Origin of the sequence: Brucella sp. NBRC 14130 (genome assembly GCF_040371715.1) — a bacterium.
In the GTDB taxonomy this organism is placed as follows: Bacteria; Pseudomonadota; Alphaproteobacteria; order Rhizobiales; family Rhizobiaceae; genus Brucella; species Brucella intermedia.
The window spans coordinates 325,031-339,598 of the sequence record NZ_BAABTE010000001.1 but is presented as its reverse complement, the minus strand read 5'-3'; the positions used below and the strand labels follow the sequence as shown (position 1 = coordinate 339,598).

The window sequence follows — 14,568 nt, the reverse complement described above, 5'->3', positions numbered from 1 at the left end:
AAATGCCTCAAAACTAACTGGGGCGCTTTTTGTTGGAGTTTAATGTGGCACGTATTGTTCCTCGGGCACTTGTTGCAGGTGCCGCATTCCTGATGAGCAGCCCGTTTGCGTTTTCAGCAGACGTGCAGCAGCCCGATATTTATGCTGCGGAAACCGCGCAGCCAGCCCGCAAGCATTTTTGGTCCGGTGACTGGTATCTCAAGGTCGGTGCGGCTGGTCTCGTTGCTCCAAAGTTCGAGGGTTCCAACAAATATCGCTTTTCCGCACAGCCGTTGATCTCGCTGGGTCGACAGGGAGAAGCGACGCGTTTCTCGTCACGAAATGACAACGTATCCTTCGCCTTGATCGACAATGATCGTTTCCGCGTGGGGCTTGCAGGCAAGCTTCTCTTCGAACGCGATGACGATATCCATGGCCTGAAAGACACAAAGTTTGGCGGTGAGGCGGGCGCGTTTGTTGACGTTTATCCAACCGATTGGCTGCGCGTGCGCGGCGAAGTGCGTCAAGGTATTCGTGCGCATAAGGGCGTCGTAGGCGATATCGCTGCCGATGCGTTCTATGACGTTACGCCGACCGTTCGTGTGTCGGGCGGTCCACGTGCGACCTTCGCGTCCAAGGATTATTTCAAGACTTATTACGGCGTGGATGCCGAGGAAGCGGCAGCGTCGGGACTTTCAGAATATAATCCGGGTAGCGGCTTCAAGTCCGCTGGTGTCGGCGGTGCCATCACGTGGAAGGCAACCGACAAGATCGATACCAGCCTGTTTGGCGAATATAGCCGTCTGCAAGGGCCCGCGAAGGACTCGAGCATCGTCAAGGAACGCGGCTCGCGAGATCAGTTCATGGTCGGTGTCTCGGCAACTTATCGTTTCGATTTCTCGCTGGACTGATTTGAGCCGCATCAATGTAAACATTTTCCGGGGCAGGGATGCAGTTTTATTGCGTCTTTGCCCCTTCACCTCTTTATTCCTGTGAAGCTCATTGTTAAAAGCGTGCCCATGATGACGGATTTTCGGCTTATCATGACGGCCATACGAATTATTGGCCCGGCCTCCCGCTTTGCCTGAACGGCTGTTTTGCCAGGCAATATACGGCGCGGAGGTCCGGGAGCGACCGGCTGTGCTCTACAGTCCCCTGTTTTCTTTGATCCACATGCCCGCCATCTTTGGCCAGGGCTTCACAGGCGAATACCCTCATGACTGAGACGACCAAAATCGATTATTCCAAAACCCTTTATCTTCCGCAGACCGAATTTCCCATGCGCGCCGGGCTTCCGCAGCGCGAGCCGCTTTTCGTCGAGCGATGGGAGAACATGAACCTCTATAAGAAGTTGCGTGAGCAGGCGAAGGACCGTCCGCTTTATGTGCTTCACGATGGCCCGCCTTACGCCAACGGTAATATCCATATCGGCCATGCGCTGAACAAGATCCTCAAGGATGTCATCACGCGCTCCTTCCAGATGCGCGGATACAATTCGAACTACGTTCCGGGCTGGGATTGCCACGGCCTGCCTATCGAATGGAAGATCGAGGAGAAATATCGCGCCGAAGGCAAGAACAAGGATGAAGTGCCGATCAACGAATTCCGCAGGGAATGTCGGGATTTTGCTGCCGGCTGGATCAAGGTTCAGACGGAAGAATTCAAACGCCTTGCAATTCTCGGCGACTTTGAAAATCCATACACGACGATGAATTTCCACGCTGAATCGCGGATCGCCGGGGAACTCCTGAAGTTCGCTGCATCCGGTCAGCTTTATCGCGGCTCCAAACCGGTGATGTGGTCGGTTGTGGAACGCACCGCGCTGGCGGAAGCCGAAGTCGAATATCACGACGTCGAGTCCGACATGATCTGGGTCAAGTTCCCTGTCGCTGGCCAGAACGATCTTGCCGGTAGCGCAGTAGTGATCTGGACGACCACGCCGTGGACCATTCCCGGCAACCGCGCTGTGTCCTACTCCTCGCGTATCGAATATGGACTTTATGAAGTCACGGAAGCCGAGAACGACTTTGGGCCGCGCCCGGGGGAGAAGCTCATCTTCGCTGACAAGCTCGCCGAAGAAAGCTTCGCGAAGGCAAAGCTTCAGTTCAAGCGCCTGCGCGGTATTGCGGCTGACGAATTGGGCAAAGTCGTACTCGATCACCCGCTCAAGGGGTTTGGCGGCGGTTATGAATTCGTTGTACCGATGCTCGACGGTGATCATGTGACCGACGATGCCGGTACGGGCTTTGTGCATACCGCGCCAAGCCACGGTCGCGAAGACTTTGAAGCCTGGATGAACAATGCCCGCGAACTGGAAGCGCGGGGCATCGATCCAAGCATCCCGTTCCCCGTTGACGATGCCGGCTTCTATACCAAGGACGCGCCCGGATTCGGCCCGGACCGCGAAGGTGGACCTGCGCGTGTTATCGATGACAACGGCAAGAAGGGCGATGCCAACAAGTCCGTCATGGATCAGTTGATCGCCCGCGACAAGCTCTTCGCGCGCGGTCGCCTGAAGCATTCCTATCCGCATTCGTGGCGTTCCAAAAAGCAGGTCATCTTCCGCAATACGCCGCAGTGGTTCGTCTATATGGACAAGAACCTTGGTGACGGCACAACCTTGCGCTCACGCGCGCTGAAAGCCATTGACGACACTCGTTTTGTGCCAGCGTCTGGTCAGACGCGTCTGCGCTCGATGATCGAAGGCCGGCCGGACTGGGTACTTTCGCGCCAGCGGGCGTGGGGCGTGCCGATCTGCGTTTTCGTGGATGAGGAAGGCAACATCCTTCAGGATGATGCCGTCAACAAGCGCATCCTTGAAGCGTTCGAGGCAGAAGGCGCCGATGCGTGGTTTGCCGAAGGTGCGCGCGAGCGGTTCCTCGGCAGCCGCGCCAATGAAGGCTGGACGCAGGTACGCGATATCCTGGACGTCTGGTTCGATTCTGGTTCGACGCATACTTTCACGCTGGAAGATCGTCCGGACATGAAATGGCCGGCTGACGTCTATCTGGAAGGCTCGGACCAGCATCGTGGCTGGTTCCATTCTTCGCTTCTGGAAAGCTGCGGCACGCGCGGCCGGGCGCCATATAACGCCGTCGTGACTCATGGTTTCACCATGGACGAGCACGGCAAGAAGATGTCGAAGTCGCTCGGCAATACGGTCACGCCGCAGGACGTCATCAAGGAATCCGGGGCGGATATTCTGCGTCTGTGGGTTATGACGACCGATTACTGGGAAGATCAGCGCCTCGGCAAGAGCATCATCCAGACCAATATCGACGCCTATCGCAAGCTGCGCAACACGATCCGCTGGATGTTGGGCACGCTTGCTCATGATGAAGGCGAAAACGTCGCTCATGCGGAACTGCCGGAACTCGAACGCCTGATGCTGCACCGTCTGACGGAACTGGATGAGATCGTCCGCTCCGGCTATGACGCATTCGATTTCAAGCGCATTGCCCGCACGCTGATCGATTTCATGAATGTCGAGCTTTCGGCGTTCTATTTTGATATCCGCAAGGACGCCCTTTATTGCGATGCGCCGTCGAGTGTTCGCCGCAAGGCGGCGCTGCAGACCGTGCGTGAAATCTTTGATCGCCTGACGACCTGGCTCGCTCCAATGCTGCCTTTCACCATGGAGGAAGCCTGGCTTGACCGATATCCGCTTTCGGTTTCGATTCATGCCGAGCAGTTCCGCCCGACGCCAGCCGAATGGCGGGATGATGTGCTGGCCGAAAAGTGGCGCAAGGTTCGTGCTGTTCGCCGCGTAGTAACCGGCGCACTGGAACTGGAACGCGCCGACAAGCGCATCGGTTCGTCGCTGGAAGCTTCTCCGGTCGTCTATGTTTCCGACAAGAGCCTGACCGATTCGCTCGAAGGTCTAGATTTTGCGGAAATCTGCATCACCAGCGGCATTTCGTTCAGTGACGCCGATGCGCCCGAAGGAGCATTCACGCTTGGCGATGTGAAAGGCGTGGCTGTCGTGCCCGCACGTGCAGAGGGCGAAAAGTGTGCCCGCTCATGGCGGTATACGACGGATGTTGGCTCAGATCCCGAGTTTCCGGAAGTGTCGGCGCGTGATGCTGTTGCACTTCGCGAACTCAAGTCTTTGGGCAAGCTCGAAGTTTGATCGAATTCTGACGATCTTGCTCTCGGCAGTTCATATGCCGGGAGCTTCGGGAGGGGAAATGGGGTTGCAATCTCCGCTTCGGACATGGTGAAATAGCGGTTAACATCGGATTGCCGCATGAGTTGCACTCATGTACAAGGCATTCCTCGGATAATTTCAAGATCTGCCTTGGAGTTGCCGGTTTCTTCATTCAAGGCTCGCCTGAGCAAATCTTGGTGAAGATAAAATCGGCAAGCGTAAAAGAAGTGGCGCTAATGAAGATTGAAGGACGAGTTCTGGTGCTTATGACAGCGATAGCGGGAGTTTCGCTATCCGGCTGCGTTTCTTCGCCAACCTACGGAACCGACAAAACGGCGGGAGCACAGCTCCTGGACGATGTGTCGAATTTAGCAAGTTTCGGACAGGGTAAGAACAAGAAAGAGCGGATTGACTACAAGCCGCGTCCCGATCTTGTCCGTCCGGCACCGGGCGAAAAAGGCCAGTTGCCTGCTCCGCAGCAGAGTGTTGCCAGCGCTAACGATCCAAATTGGCCGGAATCGCCCGAGCAGCGCCGCAAGCGCCTGCGCGACGAGATTACCGCGAACCGTGACGATCCGAATTTCGTGTCGCCGGTCGTTCAGGATGTGCCCGTCGCGTCCAATATTCAGGCAGCGTTGCCGCGCGGTAACAGCCGCCGCGAAGACTATGAATCCCGCACGCCAACGTTCGATCCGGCAAAGGTCGCAGCCTATAAGGCAATGCGTCAGCAGCAGGTTCAGGGATCTTCCTCGACGCGCCGTTATTTGAGCGAGCCGCCACTTACCTATCGTCAGCCTGCCTCCACCGCTGCAGTTGGCGAGTTGGGAACAGACGAGGCGCAGAAAGAGCGTGAACGCAAGAAGGCCTCTGGTAAGTCCAAGGGCTGGCGCGATTACCTGCCTTGGAACTAATGTCGCCTGAATTTATTATTCTTAACAATAGGTCGCAGTGAAGGAAATTTACTGCGACCTATTTTTTATTATACCATATACTTGATTGGGCGAGGTTGAGCGCATAAATCCCATAATTGAAGCAAAAGATTAAATATTTTTAATGTTTTGGAATCTGACGAATATTTGATTTCAATCAAAGATTTCTTTGGTGCAGTTCGTCATCATGCCAACTCGGGATGGAAGGTATGATCTGATGAACAATACAAACACTATATGGGATAGGCCCTCGGGATATGGCCTTATCAGTCGAGCCCTGCATTGGTTGATGGCTCTCCTGTTTATTTGGCAGTTTGCGTCTGCATTGCTGCGGGTCGCGGCTAAAGACACAGCAATCTATAGCATCTTCTGGTCGGCGCACTATCAGCTTGGCTTTGCCCTTCTCGTGCTGGTGTTATTGCGCGGGGCGTGGGGGCTGCTGAACCTGAGCCGCCGCCCGCACAAGTCAGGCCATGTGGGCAAATTGGCAGCGCTTGGGCATATCGTTATTTACGGGCTTATGTTTGTAGTCCCCGCACTGGCCTTGCTGCGTACATATGGCAGCGGGCGCGGGTTTTCCTTCCTCGGTATCCAGATTTTCGAACAAACGGGCGTGCAGAACGCCGCGTTGACTGCACCGGGGAGCGCATTGCACGGTTTGCTGGGTTGGGTTTTGCTCGCCGTAATCGTCGGGCATGTTGTGATGGCCTTTATCCATCATTTTGCACTGCGTGACGATACGTTGCGCTATATGACCGGAAGAAAGGCTCTGAACTGAAGCTATCGTCTGTCGCGGAAGAATTCCCGCAGGATTTTCTGCGAATCTCCTTCGGAGAAACCGGCATAAATCTCCGGCACATGATGGCAGGTGGGCTGCGTGTAAAAGCGCGGCCCATGTTCGACGCCGCCTCCTTTGGGATCAGTTGCGCCATAATAGAGGCGACGGATGCGGGCGAATGAAATGGCGGCTGCGCACATCGCACACGGCTCCAGCGTTACATAAAGGTCGCAACCAACCAGACGTTCCGATTGCAGGGTCTCTCCGGCCTCGCGGATGGCCAGCACTTCGGCGTGAGCGGTCACGTCATTGAGTTCGCGTGTCCGGTTGCCCGCCCGCGCGATGATCGTGCCTTGATGGACGATGACTGCACCGATGGGGACTTCTCCACGTGCGCCTGCAGCTCGCGCTTCTTCGAGCGCGATCTCCATGGGAGTGGTATCATTCTGGTTCAGGACCTCGACCCCCTTGCTCATGCCTGCTCCATTTCGTGCGTTCTTTGGGAAATTTCGCTCGCAAGCCATGGAGCGATTTGTTACTGCATAATTCTCGAAATCGAAACCGATTTGCGAACGGATTTATACGGCGTTCCTGTTTCCGGCTGTCTCTTACCTGTGCTTAAGGGTGTAAGATGACACGGCAGCGCTGCTGAAAGGCCAATACCAGATGACTACAGATGACGACAACAAGGACGGCAAGCGTCCCCATGGCCGTGGAGGGCGCTGTGATCGCCCGGGCCGGCCAGATCGTGACAAAGACCGCGACAGCCGTCCGCGCCGCGACGACGGTGCCCGTGACAAGCCGCGTAAATTCGGACCTCGCAATGCCGAAGCGCAGGAGGATGCGAGCGAGCGTATAGCCAAGCGTATGGCGCGCGCTGGCATAGCCTCCCGCCGCGAAGCGGAGACGATGATTGCAGCCGGCCGTATTGCTGTGAATGGCAAGGTGCTCGAAAGCCCGGCAGTCAATGTCAAGCGCACGGACATTATCACGGTTGACGGCAAACCTTTGAAGCAGACAGAGCGCACTCGCCTTTGGCTGTATCACAAGCCGGCTGGCCTTGTGACGACCAATCGTGACCCTGAAGGGCGTCCAACCGTGTTCGAGGCGCTGCCTGCCGAAATGCCGCGCGTACTTTCGGTTGGTCGTCTCGATATCAATACCGAAGGTCTCCTGCTGCTCACCAATGATGGTGGGTTGTCGCGTGTTCTCGAATTGCCATCCACGGGCTGGCTGCGCCGCTATCGCGTGCGCGCGCACGGCAAGGTGACGCAACAGCAGTTGGATGAGCTGAAGAACGGGATCGCGGTTGATGGCGTATTCTACGGCAGCGTAGAGGCCGAACTTGAGCGCGTGCAGGGCGCGAATGTCTGGATCTCCATCGGGTTGCGCGAAGGCAAGAACCGTGAAGTGAAGAACATTCTGGGTGCCCTTGGGCTGACGGTCGGACGACTTATCCGTGTTTCATTCGGTCCGTTCCAGCTTGGCGATCTTGAAGAAGGTGCTGTCCGCGAAATCAAGGGACGCACCCTGCGAGACCAGTTGGGTGACAAGCTGATTGAGGAATCGGGAGCAGATTTTGATGCGCCTGTCCTGAACGAATTTTCCAATGCCGCGGTTCAGGGACGCACTCGCCGCGAGATGGAGGAAGGTCAGCCGGAGCAGGACGGCGAGACCCGTCGGGCACCGCGGGAGCGTGAGTGGATTTCCAGCCGCCCCGAACGCCGTCGCGGACGCGAAGACAAGACGGAAAAGGTCGAGCCTCGCCGTCGCGGGAATGCCAATGTCTGGATGGCTCCGGGCGCTCGCCCCAAGGGAGAAAAGGCTGCCGCAAAGCCGCCCCGCGTCGAACATCAGGTTCCGCACCGTTCCGCAAAGTTCAGTGGCGATCTGCAGATGCGCCCACGCCGGGCTGGCGAAGAGGAGCAGGGTCGCGAAGAAGGCGGTGAGCGTCGTTACAACAAGCGCCCGGAAGGTCGTTTCGACAAGGATTCCCGTCCACAGCGGCCGCGCCCGGAAGGAAATCGTTCGGAAGAGGGGCGTCCAGAGCGTCGCGAGCCGCGTGAGGATGGACGCAAGGAACGCCGCCCCGGAAAACGCGAGCGTGCAGAATTGCGCGATGCAGAAGGCCGCGTAGGTGAACGCGGCAAGGGCGGTTTCGAAGGCCGCAAGTCTGGTAAGCCGGGCGCGCCGCGGGGGGAAGGACGTTTTAGCGCTTCCGACCGTGATACGCGCTCAGGCCCACGTAGTAGCGGGCCGGGAGGCAAGTCAGGCGGCGGGCCGGGCGGAAAACCGGGCGGCGGCAAGCCGGGTGGTGGCAGAACTGGAGGCGGCGGTGCGGATCGTCGGCGGTAAGCTGCGCGGGCGTGCACTTGTAACGCCTTCAACCAACGCCATTCGCCCCACCACCGACCGTACGCGCGAGAGCCTCTTCAACATTCTTGCGCATAATTTCCCCGACAAGGTGGAGGGCGCACGCGTCCTCGACCTGTTTGCAGGGACTGGCGCGCTTGGCCTGGAGGCTTTGTCGCGTGGTGCGCGCTATGCGACCTTTGTGGAAGAATCTGCTGAGGGCCGTGGTTTGCTGCGCCAGAATATCGAGGCCTTCGGTCTGCAGGGACATACCAAGATATTGCGGCGCGACGCCTGCCAGTTGGGTATCGTTGGCACGATGGAGCCCTTCAATCTCGTTTTTGCCGATCCGCCTTATGGACGGCGCATGGGAGAAAAGGCGTTTTTGTCAGCACTTCAAGGCGGTTGGCTTAATCCTGACGCACTTTTGGTGCTTGAAGAAGATGGCGAGGCGGCACTTGAGCTTGATGAACGATTCGTCATCCTGGAAGAGCGCAACTACGGGGGCACGAGCATTCGGCTGATCCGGCTGAAAGTCGCCGCTTGAATTCGCGGACAAATATGGTCCGCATCAAATTGATATGCTGTCCGGAAGAACCGGGCAGTAATGAAACCGATTGGAGATGTCGCTTGGTGAAGAACCCCTCACTCCGGCGCTTGCTATTGTCCACCGCGTTGGGTTTCGTACTGGCTTTGCCTTTGGCAGGCGGTGCCGTGCGGGCAGAAAGCCAACCCGCTGCCGCCACTGCTGAAGCACAGCCCGCGCCGGCAGCACCGGCAGCCGCTGAGCAGACAGCACTTCCCGAAATTTCCCAGTCGGACGGGGTCAGCCATTTCACTTTGCCGAATGGCTTGGAAGTAATCGTCATTCCCGATCATCGCGCGCCCGTGGTTACACAGATGATCTGGTACCATGTCGGATCGGCGGACGAAGCGCCCGGTGTTTCAGGCATTGCGCATTTCCTCGAACATCTGATGTTCAAGGGAACGAAAAATCACCCCGCCGGTGAGTTTTCAGCAAAAGTTGCCTCCATTGGCGGGCAGGAAAACGCATTCACTTCTTACGATTATACGGCCTATTTCCAGCGCGTATCTCCTGAAGCTCTGGAAATGGTGATGCAGTTCGAGTCGGACCGGATGGAGAATCTGGTACTCAACGAAGAAGCCGTGAAAACGGAACGGGATGTTATTCTGGAAGAGCGTCGCATGCGGGTCGATTCCAATCCCGCTTCCATGCTGATGGAAAATACCGATGCTGTTCTTTTCTATAACCATCCTTATCGCAAGCCCGTCATCGGCTGGCAGCAGGAGATGGAAAAGCTGAGCCTGAAGAACGCTATCGACTTTTATCAGCAATATTACACACCGAACAACGCGACGCTCGTGATCGCCGGAGACGTTTCGCCGGAACGCGTGCGCGAACTGACCCTGAAAACCTGGGCAAACGTTCCGAAACGCGCTGAAGTCCTACCGCGCGAACGTCCACAGGAGCCCAAGAAACATGCCGCCCGAATAGTGACGCTGCATGATGAGCGCGTGAGCACGCCTTCATTTCGTGTATCCTGGCTGGTGCCGTCTTATGCGAATGAAAAGCGGTTTCCGAATGCAAAGCCGGGGGATGCGCCCGCGCTTGATCTCCTGAGCGAAATTCTCGGCGGTTCGTTGCGTTCACGCCTTTATCAGGAACTGATAGTGAGGCAGGGCATCGCCGCCAATACAGGTGCGAGCTATGGCGGTGACGCGCTCGATGACGGCACGTTCTCCGTTTATGGCGCACCACGCAATGGGGCCACGCTGGGTGACGTGGAAAAGGCCGTCGAAGCCGAAGTCGCACGGATCATCAAGGAAGGTGTGAGCCAGACCGAGCTTGATCAGGCTCGTAACCGTTTCCTCAAAGCGGTTATTTTTGCACGCGATAGCCAGACAGGCATGGCGCGAATTTATGGTTCGTCACTGTCCGTTGGACAAACGGTCGACGATATCCAGAAGTGGCCAGAAGTCATCAAGCGCGTTACCGTCGACCAGGTTAAAGATGTTGCGACACGTTACCTTGTCGAGGACCAATCGGTAACAAGCTACCTGCTTCCACCGAATGCAGAGCCGCAAAGTGCTCGGGAAAACCCGGATGCATCACCTGAAGGCGTCGGGGCCAATGGTTCGGGAGGAGCGATCCAGTGAAGAACATTCTTATGCTGAAATTCCAACGTGTTCTCGCATTTCGCTATGCCCGCTCTGTGGTTGGCATGTTCGTGGCATCAATGACAGTCTTGATCGTGTGCGCATTGCCCGCGCGCGCGATTGAAATTCAGGAGGTCGTCTCGCCAAAGGGCATTAGAGCCTGGCTGGTAGAGGATGACTCGGTTCCGCTCATTTCAATGCGGTTTTCGTTCAAGGGCGGCACGTCGCAGGACCCTTCCGGCAAGGAAGGTTTAGCCAATCTGATGACGGGGCTTTTCGATGAAGGCGCAGGCGATCTGAAATCGGATGCCTTTCAGGAACGGATGGATAATCTTGGCGCGGAAATGAGCTTTTCCGCAACGCAGGATTCGGTTTCTGGCGGCATTCGGATGCTTGCCGAAAATCGCGATGCGGTAACCAGCCTACTCGCTCTCGCCGTCAACAAGCCTCGTTTCGATCAGGACGCGGTTGATCGCATTCGTCAGCAGGTCGTTGCCAGTATCGAAGCTTCGCAACGCGATCCTTCAACGATAGCATCGCGCAAGTTTTCCGAAGTTCTCTACGGCAATCATCCTTATGCGCGGCCCAATGACGGCACGGTGAAGTCGTTGCAGTTGATCACGGGTGACGATCTGGTGAACTTTCATCGCAGGAATTTTGCGCGTGACCACCTGACGATAGGCGTCGTGGGAGCCATCAATGCGCAGGATCTGGGTGCGTTGCTGGACAAGGTGTTCGGCGAACTGCCAGCGATGGCTGAACTGGTTCCCGTTCCTGATGCCAAACTGGCGCTCGGTACAACGACCAGCCTCAATTTCGATATGCCACAGACCTCGATCAGCTTTGTATATCCTGCGATTCCGCGCAAGGATCCGGAGTTTTTCGCGGCCTACCTCATGAATCACATTCTGGGTGGTGGCTTCACTTCGCGTCTCTATGCCGAGGTGCGTGAAAAGCGTGGTCTTGCCTATTCTGTCTCCTCGTCCATGGTTCTGCGCGACCATGTTTCGGCATTGATGATTTCGACGGCAACCCGTCCCGACAAGGCGCAGGAATCTCTGAAAATCATTCGCGAGCAAGTTGCCGCGATGGCCGCCGATGGACCGACCGAAGAAGAACTTGCTGCTGCGAAGAGCTTCCTCAAGGGGTCCTATGCCGTTAATAATCTGGACTCGTCCGCGGCAATTGCTGAAACTCTGGTAAGCTTGCAGGAAGCAGGGCTCCCGCGTGATTATATCGACCGGCGCTCAGAGTTGATTGAGGCAGTGACGCTGGATCAGGTCAAAGCCATCGCCAGGAAACTTCTTGAAGCAGAACCAGCTATTCTGATCTTCGGTCCGGCCCAAAGCTAACAGGTGGCAGATTGGAAAAGGCAGTGCCGTCATCGCCCCGAATTGCCGTCGCTTTCGGCGGTGGCGGGGCGCGGGGTATTGCTCATCTCCATATCGTCGAAGTGCTCGATGAACTGGGCATCAAGCCGGTCGCCATTGCGGGTTCTTCGATAGGCTCGATCGTCGGGGCAGGAATGGCGAGTGGCATGACCGGCCACGAGATACACAAATATATGGCGGCGATTTTCAATCGCCGTTCGGAAGTCGCAAAGCGCATGTGGCAAACCCGTCCGGCCCGTTGGGTCGAATTGCTCAAGGGCGGCCTGCGTGTCAGCCAGTTCAATATCGAAAAGGTGCTGGACGTTTTTCTGCCTGAGAGCCTGCCCGCCAATGTGGAAGAGCTGAAAATTCCCATGAGCATCACGGCGGCGGATTTTCACGCCGCTCAGGAGATTCATATCCGCGATGGCGATCTGCATTCAGCGATAGCGGCATCTTGTGCAATACCGCCGGTTTTCGCACCCGTGCGCCGGGAAGGTCGAATTCTGGTCGATGGCGGCTTGTTCAATCCCGTGCCTTTTGATTTGTTATTCGACAAGGCCGATATCGTTATCGGTATCGACGTTGTCGGCACGCCTGTTGGCCCGGACGATTATATGCCCACTACGTTCGAAGCAGTGATCGGCGCCAACCAATTGACTATGTGCTCCATCATCGAGAACAAGTTTCGCATCCGTCCGCCGCACATTTTTATCCGTCCCAATGTCGAACGGATCGGGCTTCTGGATTTCCTGAAGTTCGAACAGATCCTGTCGCAAAGTGCCAGTGTTCGCGACGAACTGAAGCGCGCCATAGAACTGACGATCGAGGGGAAAGCGGCGCCGATAGGCTCAACTCTGGCGAATTGAGTCTATCGCCGCCGTAGCGCAGAGCTATTCTGCCGGGACGGCCTGTGCTGACGAGGCCGTTGCATCTTCCACCGCCTTGTCGATACGCTGGCCTTCGCGAGTGGGTTTGACCAGCGGCTCAGGCGTTACAGGCTTATTGAACAACAAATGTCGACCAGCCATGATGCCTTCCGAAGCCTGTACGTGGAGCCGGTCCTCGTCCCGCTGACGCACGTCTTCGCGAATTCCATAGGCTTGCGCTTCGGCCATGCCGAGCCCTTCGAGCGTGCGCTGACCGAAAAGCAGACCGGACTCGAACGTTTCGCGCAGTTCGTATTCCACGCCCTGGGCCCTTAATTGCAATGTATGTTCGCGATCATATGAACGAACGAACAGCCTTACGTCTGGATATTCCGACTGGATGAGATTGACGATGTGGTTGGTCGTTTCCCGTTTGTGGGTACAGACGGCGACGATCTTCGCCTTTCGGATTCCTGATGCTTCCAGCACGTCTTTGCGGGTGCCATCGCCGAAATAGATACGGAAACCGAATTTTCCGGCTGCGCGGACGCGATTGGGAGAACTGTCGATCACCGTTACGTCGATACCGCCAGCAAGCAGGATTTGAGCGGCGATCTGGCCATAACGCGAGAAACCGATCATCAGCACGTCGGAACCGGCGCCGTCAAAATTCTCCTCGATGACATCGACCGTCTTGTCCTTGATGAGCAGTTTCGAGCCGAGTGCGACAGAAAGCGGGGTGAGTGCCATGGAAACGGTAACCGCGGCCACAAGCTCTGAACCGAGAGCGCTGGAGATTATGCCTCCCGCAGTGGCCGCAGAGAAAAGTACGAACGCAAACTCGCCGCCTTGCGGAAGAAGAAAAGCGATCCGCACGGCATCATTATGGCTGGACCGGAAGGCGCGGCATAGAAGGTAAATGATCCCAATCTTGGCTGCCATGAAGACGGGAACAGCAAGAAGGATTATTTTCCAGTATTGAAGGATTACCGAAAGGTTCAGGGACAGGCCGACTGCGACAAAGAACAAGCCAAGGAAAATTCCGCGAAATGGTTCGATGTCGGCTTCAAGTTCGTGCCGGTAGGATGATTCCGCCAGCAAGACCCCTGCAATGAATGCGCCCATGGCCATCGAAAGGCCAGCAGCCTGAAGCAGACTGGCCGACCCAAGCACCACAAAGAGCGCGGCGGCGATCATGACTTCACGAGCGCCGGTATTGGCGATGATGCGGAACATGGGATTGATGAGATAGCGTCCCGCAATCACCAGCGCTGCAATGGCTGCGATGGCAGTGGCGAGATGAAAACCAGCACTGGCCTGGGAAGGCTCGTTCGGGGATAACGCTGGAATGATTGCAAGAATTGGTACGATCGCCAGGTCCTGAAACAGCAGAATCGCAAAGGCGCGCTGCCCGTGTTTCTGGTTGGTTTCAGCCCGGTCCTCCAGCACCTGCATGGCAAATGCCGTGGAAGAGAGCGCGAGGCCGAAACCGATGATGATTCCTGCTTCTGTGCTGAGACCGGCAAAGTAGATGCCAAGGGCAGTAAGTGCGGCTCCGCAAAGCAGTACCTGCGCGCTTCCAAGGCCGAAAATCGAATGGCGGAGAGCCCAAAGCCTTGACGGCTTCAGCTCGAGACCGATGATAAAGAGCAGGAACACGACGCCGAGTTCGGAGAAATGCAGAAATTCCTCTCCATCGGCGACAAGGCTTGCCACGGGGCCTATCGTAATGCCTGCCGCAAGATAGCCGAGGACCGTGCCAAGCCCTAATCGCTTGAACAGCGGTGCCGCGATAATCGCGCCGCCCAGAATCATCAGGCACTGTAGGTAGAGGTTTCCGCCAGTCGCAACCATGCCAAGCTCTTGGAATTTGGAGAAATGTGGGAGGACTTGCCTTGAAGCCCTTGGATTTCGTCAATATAGAAACAAGATATGGCTGTAATCAGCCCGATGTCGAACAATTTGA

11 protein-coding genes are annotated in these 14,568 nt (G+C 56.6%); 9 read left to right on the top strand and 2 right to left on the bottom strand.

The features are described 5' to 3' along the window. Nucleotides 1–29: 29 nt before the first annotated feature. The 4 genes from ABWW28_RS01630 (at nucleotide 30) to ABWW28_RS01615 (ending at nucleotide 5,833) form a co-directional block, all read left to right on the top strand. Nucleotides 30–890 (top strand): MipA/OmpV family protein, encoded by an 861-nt coding sequence (locus ABWW28_RS01630; protein ID WP_006468498.1) that lies wholly within the window; start codon nucleotides 30–32, stop codon nucleotides 888–890. A gap of 305 nt (nucleotides 891–1,195) precedes the next feature. Continuing rightward, nucleotides 1,196–4,108: an isoleucine--tRNA ligase gene (gene ileS, locus ABWW28_RS01625; protein WP_021588163.1), complete on the top strand. Its 2,913-nt coding sequence runs from the start codon at nucleotides 1,196–1,198 to the stop codon at nucleotides 4,106–4,108. Between the two features lie 254 nt (nucleotides 4,109–4,362). Then, the gene (locus ABWW28_RS01620) at nucleotides 4,363–5,037 is read left to right on the top strand and encodes a hypothetical protein (protein ID WP_006472512.1); all 675 of its coding nucleotides are present in this window, start codon (nucleotides 4,363–4,365) and stop codon (nucleotides 5,035–5,037) included. 235 nt (nucleotides 5,038–5,272) lie between these two features. Next, complete coding sequence (locus ABWW28_RS01615; protein ID WP_006472513.1) at nucleotides 5,273–5,833, top strand: cytochrome b; 561 nt, start codon at nucleotides 5,273–5,275, stop codon at nucleotides 5,831–5,833. A 2-nt stretch (nucleotides 5,834–5,835) separates the two neighbouring features. On the opposite strand, the gene ABWW28_RS01610 is transcribed toward ABWW28_RS01615, so the two are convergent. Beyond that, complete coding sequence (locus tag ABWW28_RS01610; protein ID WP_006472514.1) at nucleotides 5,836–6,309, bottom strand: nucleoside deaminase; 474 nt, start codon at nucleotides 6,307–6,309, stop codon at nucleotides 5,836–5,838. A 190-nt stretch (nucleotides 6,310–6,499) separates the two neighbouring features. On the opposite strand from ABWW28_RS01610, the gene ABWW28_RS01605 reads away from it, so the two are divergent. The 5 genes from ABWW28_RS01605 to ABWW28_RS01585 all read left to right on the top strand — a co-directional run bounded on the left by ABWW28_RS01605 (nucleotide 6,500) and on the right by ABWW28_RS01585 (nucleotide 12,602). Continuing rightward, a complete protein-coding gene (locus ABWW28_RS01605; protein WP_006468503.1) occupies nucleotides 6,500–8,188 on the top strand; it encodes a pseudouridine synthase in 1,689 nt (562 codons plus the stop codon). Then, on the top strand, nucleotides 8,169–8,732 hold the full coding sequence (gene rsmD / locus ABWW28_RS01600) for a 16S rRNA (guanine(966)-N(2))-methyltransferase RsmD (protein WP_353390082.1): 564 nt from the start codon (nucleotides 8,169–8,171) through the stop codon (nucleotides 8,730–8,732). Before ABWW28_RS01605 ends, rsmD begins: the two co-directional genes overlap by 20 nt. A gap of 86 nt (nucleotides 8,733–8,818) precedes the next feature. After that, nucleotides 8,819–10,363 (top strand): M16 family metallopeptidase, encoded by a 1,545-nt coding sequence (locus ABWW28_RS01595; RefSeq protein ID WP_025092078.1) that lies wholly within the window; start codon nucleotides 8,819–8,821, stop codon nucleotides 10,361–10,363. Between the two features lie 11 nt (nucleotides 10,364–10,374). After that, complete coding sequence (locus ABWW28_RS01590; RefSeq protein WP_025092077.1) at nucleotides 10,375–11,715, top strand: M16 family metallopeptidase; 1,341 nt, start codon at nucleotides 10,375–10,377, stop codon at nucleotides 11,713–11,715. An 11-nt stretch (nucleotides 11,716–11,726) separates the two neighbouring features. After that, nucleotides 11,727–12,602 (top strand): patatin-like phospholipase family protein, encoded by an 876-nt coding sequence (locus ABWW28_RS01585; protein ID WP_025092076.1) that lies wholly within the window; start codon nucleotides 11,727–11,729, stop codon nucleotides 12,600–12,602. Nucleotides 12,603–12,626: 24 nt separating this feature from the next. Here ABWW28_RS01585 and ABWW28_RS01580 read toward each other — a convergent pair whose 3' ends face one another. Further along, nucleotides 12,627–14,456 (bottom strand): monovalent cation:proton antiporter-2 (CPA2) family protein, encoded by a 1,830-nt coding sequence (locus tag ABWW28_RS01580; protein ID WP_025092075.1) that lies wholly within the window; start codon nucleotides 14,454–14,456, stop codon nucleotides 12,627–12,629. Nucleotides 14,457–14,568 lie beyond the last annotated feature (112 nt).

Excerpts from the sequence above, each read along its gene's own strand:
- ABWW28_RS01610 (WP_006472514.1), bottom strand. The coding sequence starts at position 6,309 with ATGAGCAAGGGGGTCGAGGTCCTGAACCAGAATGATACCACTCCCATG.
- ABWW28_RS01615 (WP_006472513.1), top strand. The coding sequence starts at position 5,273 with ATGAACAATACAAACACTATATGGGATAGGCCCTCGGGATATGGCCTT.
- ABWW28_RS01590 (WP_025092077.1), top strand. The coding sequence starts at position 10,375 with ATGCTGAAATTCCAACGTGTTCTCGCATTTCGCTATGCCCGCTCTGTG.
- ABWW28_RS01580 (WP_025092075.1), bottom strand. The coding sequence starts at position 14,456 with ATGGTTGCGACTGGCGGAAACCTCTACCTACAGTGCCTGATGATTCTG.
- ABWW28_RS01605 (WP_006468503.1), top strand. The coding sequence starts at position 6,500 with ATGACTACAGATGACGACAACAAGGACGGCAAGCGTCCCCATGGCCGT.
- ileS (WP_021588163.1), top strand. The coding sequence starts at position 1,196 with ATGACTGAGACGACCAAAATCGATTATTCCAAAACCCTTTATCTTCCG.
- ABWW28_RS01620 (WP_006472512.1), top strand. The coding sequence starts at position 4,363 with ATGAAGATTGAAGGACGAGTTCTGGTGCTTATGACAGCGATAGCGGGA.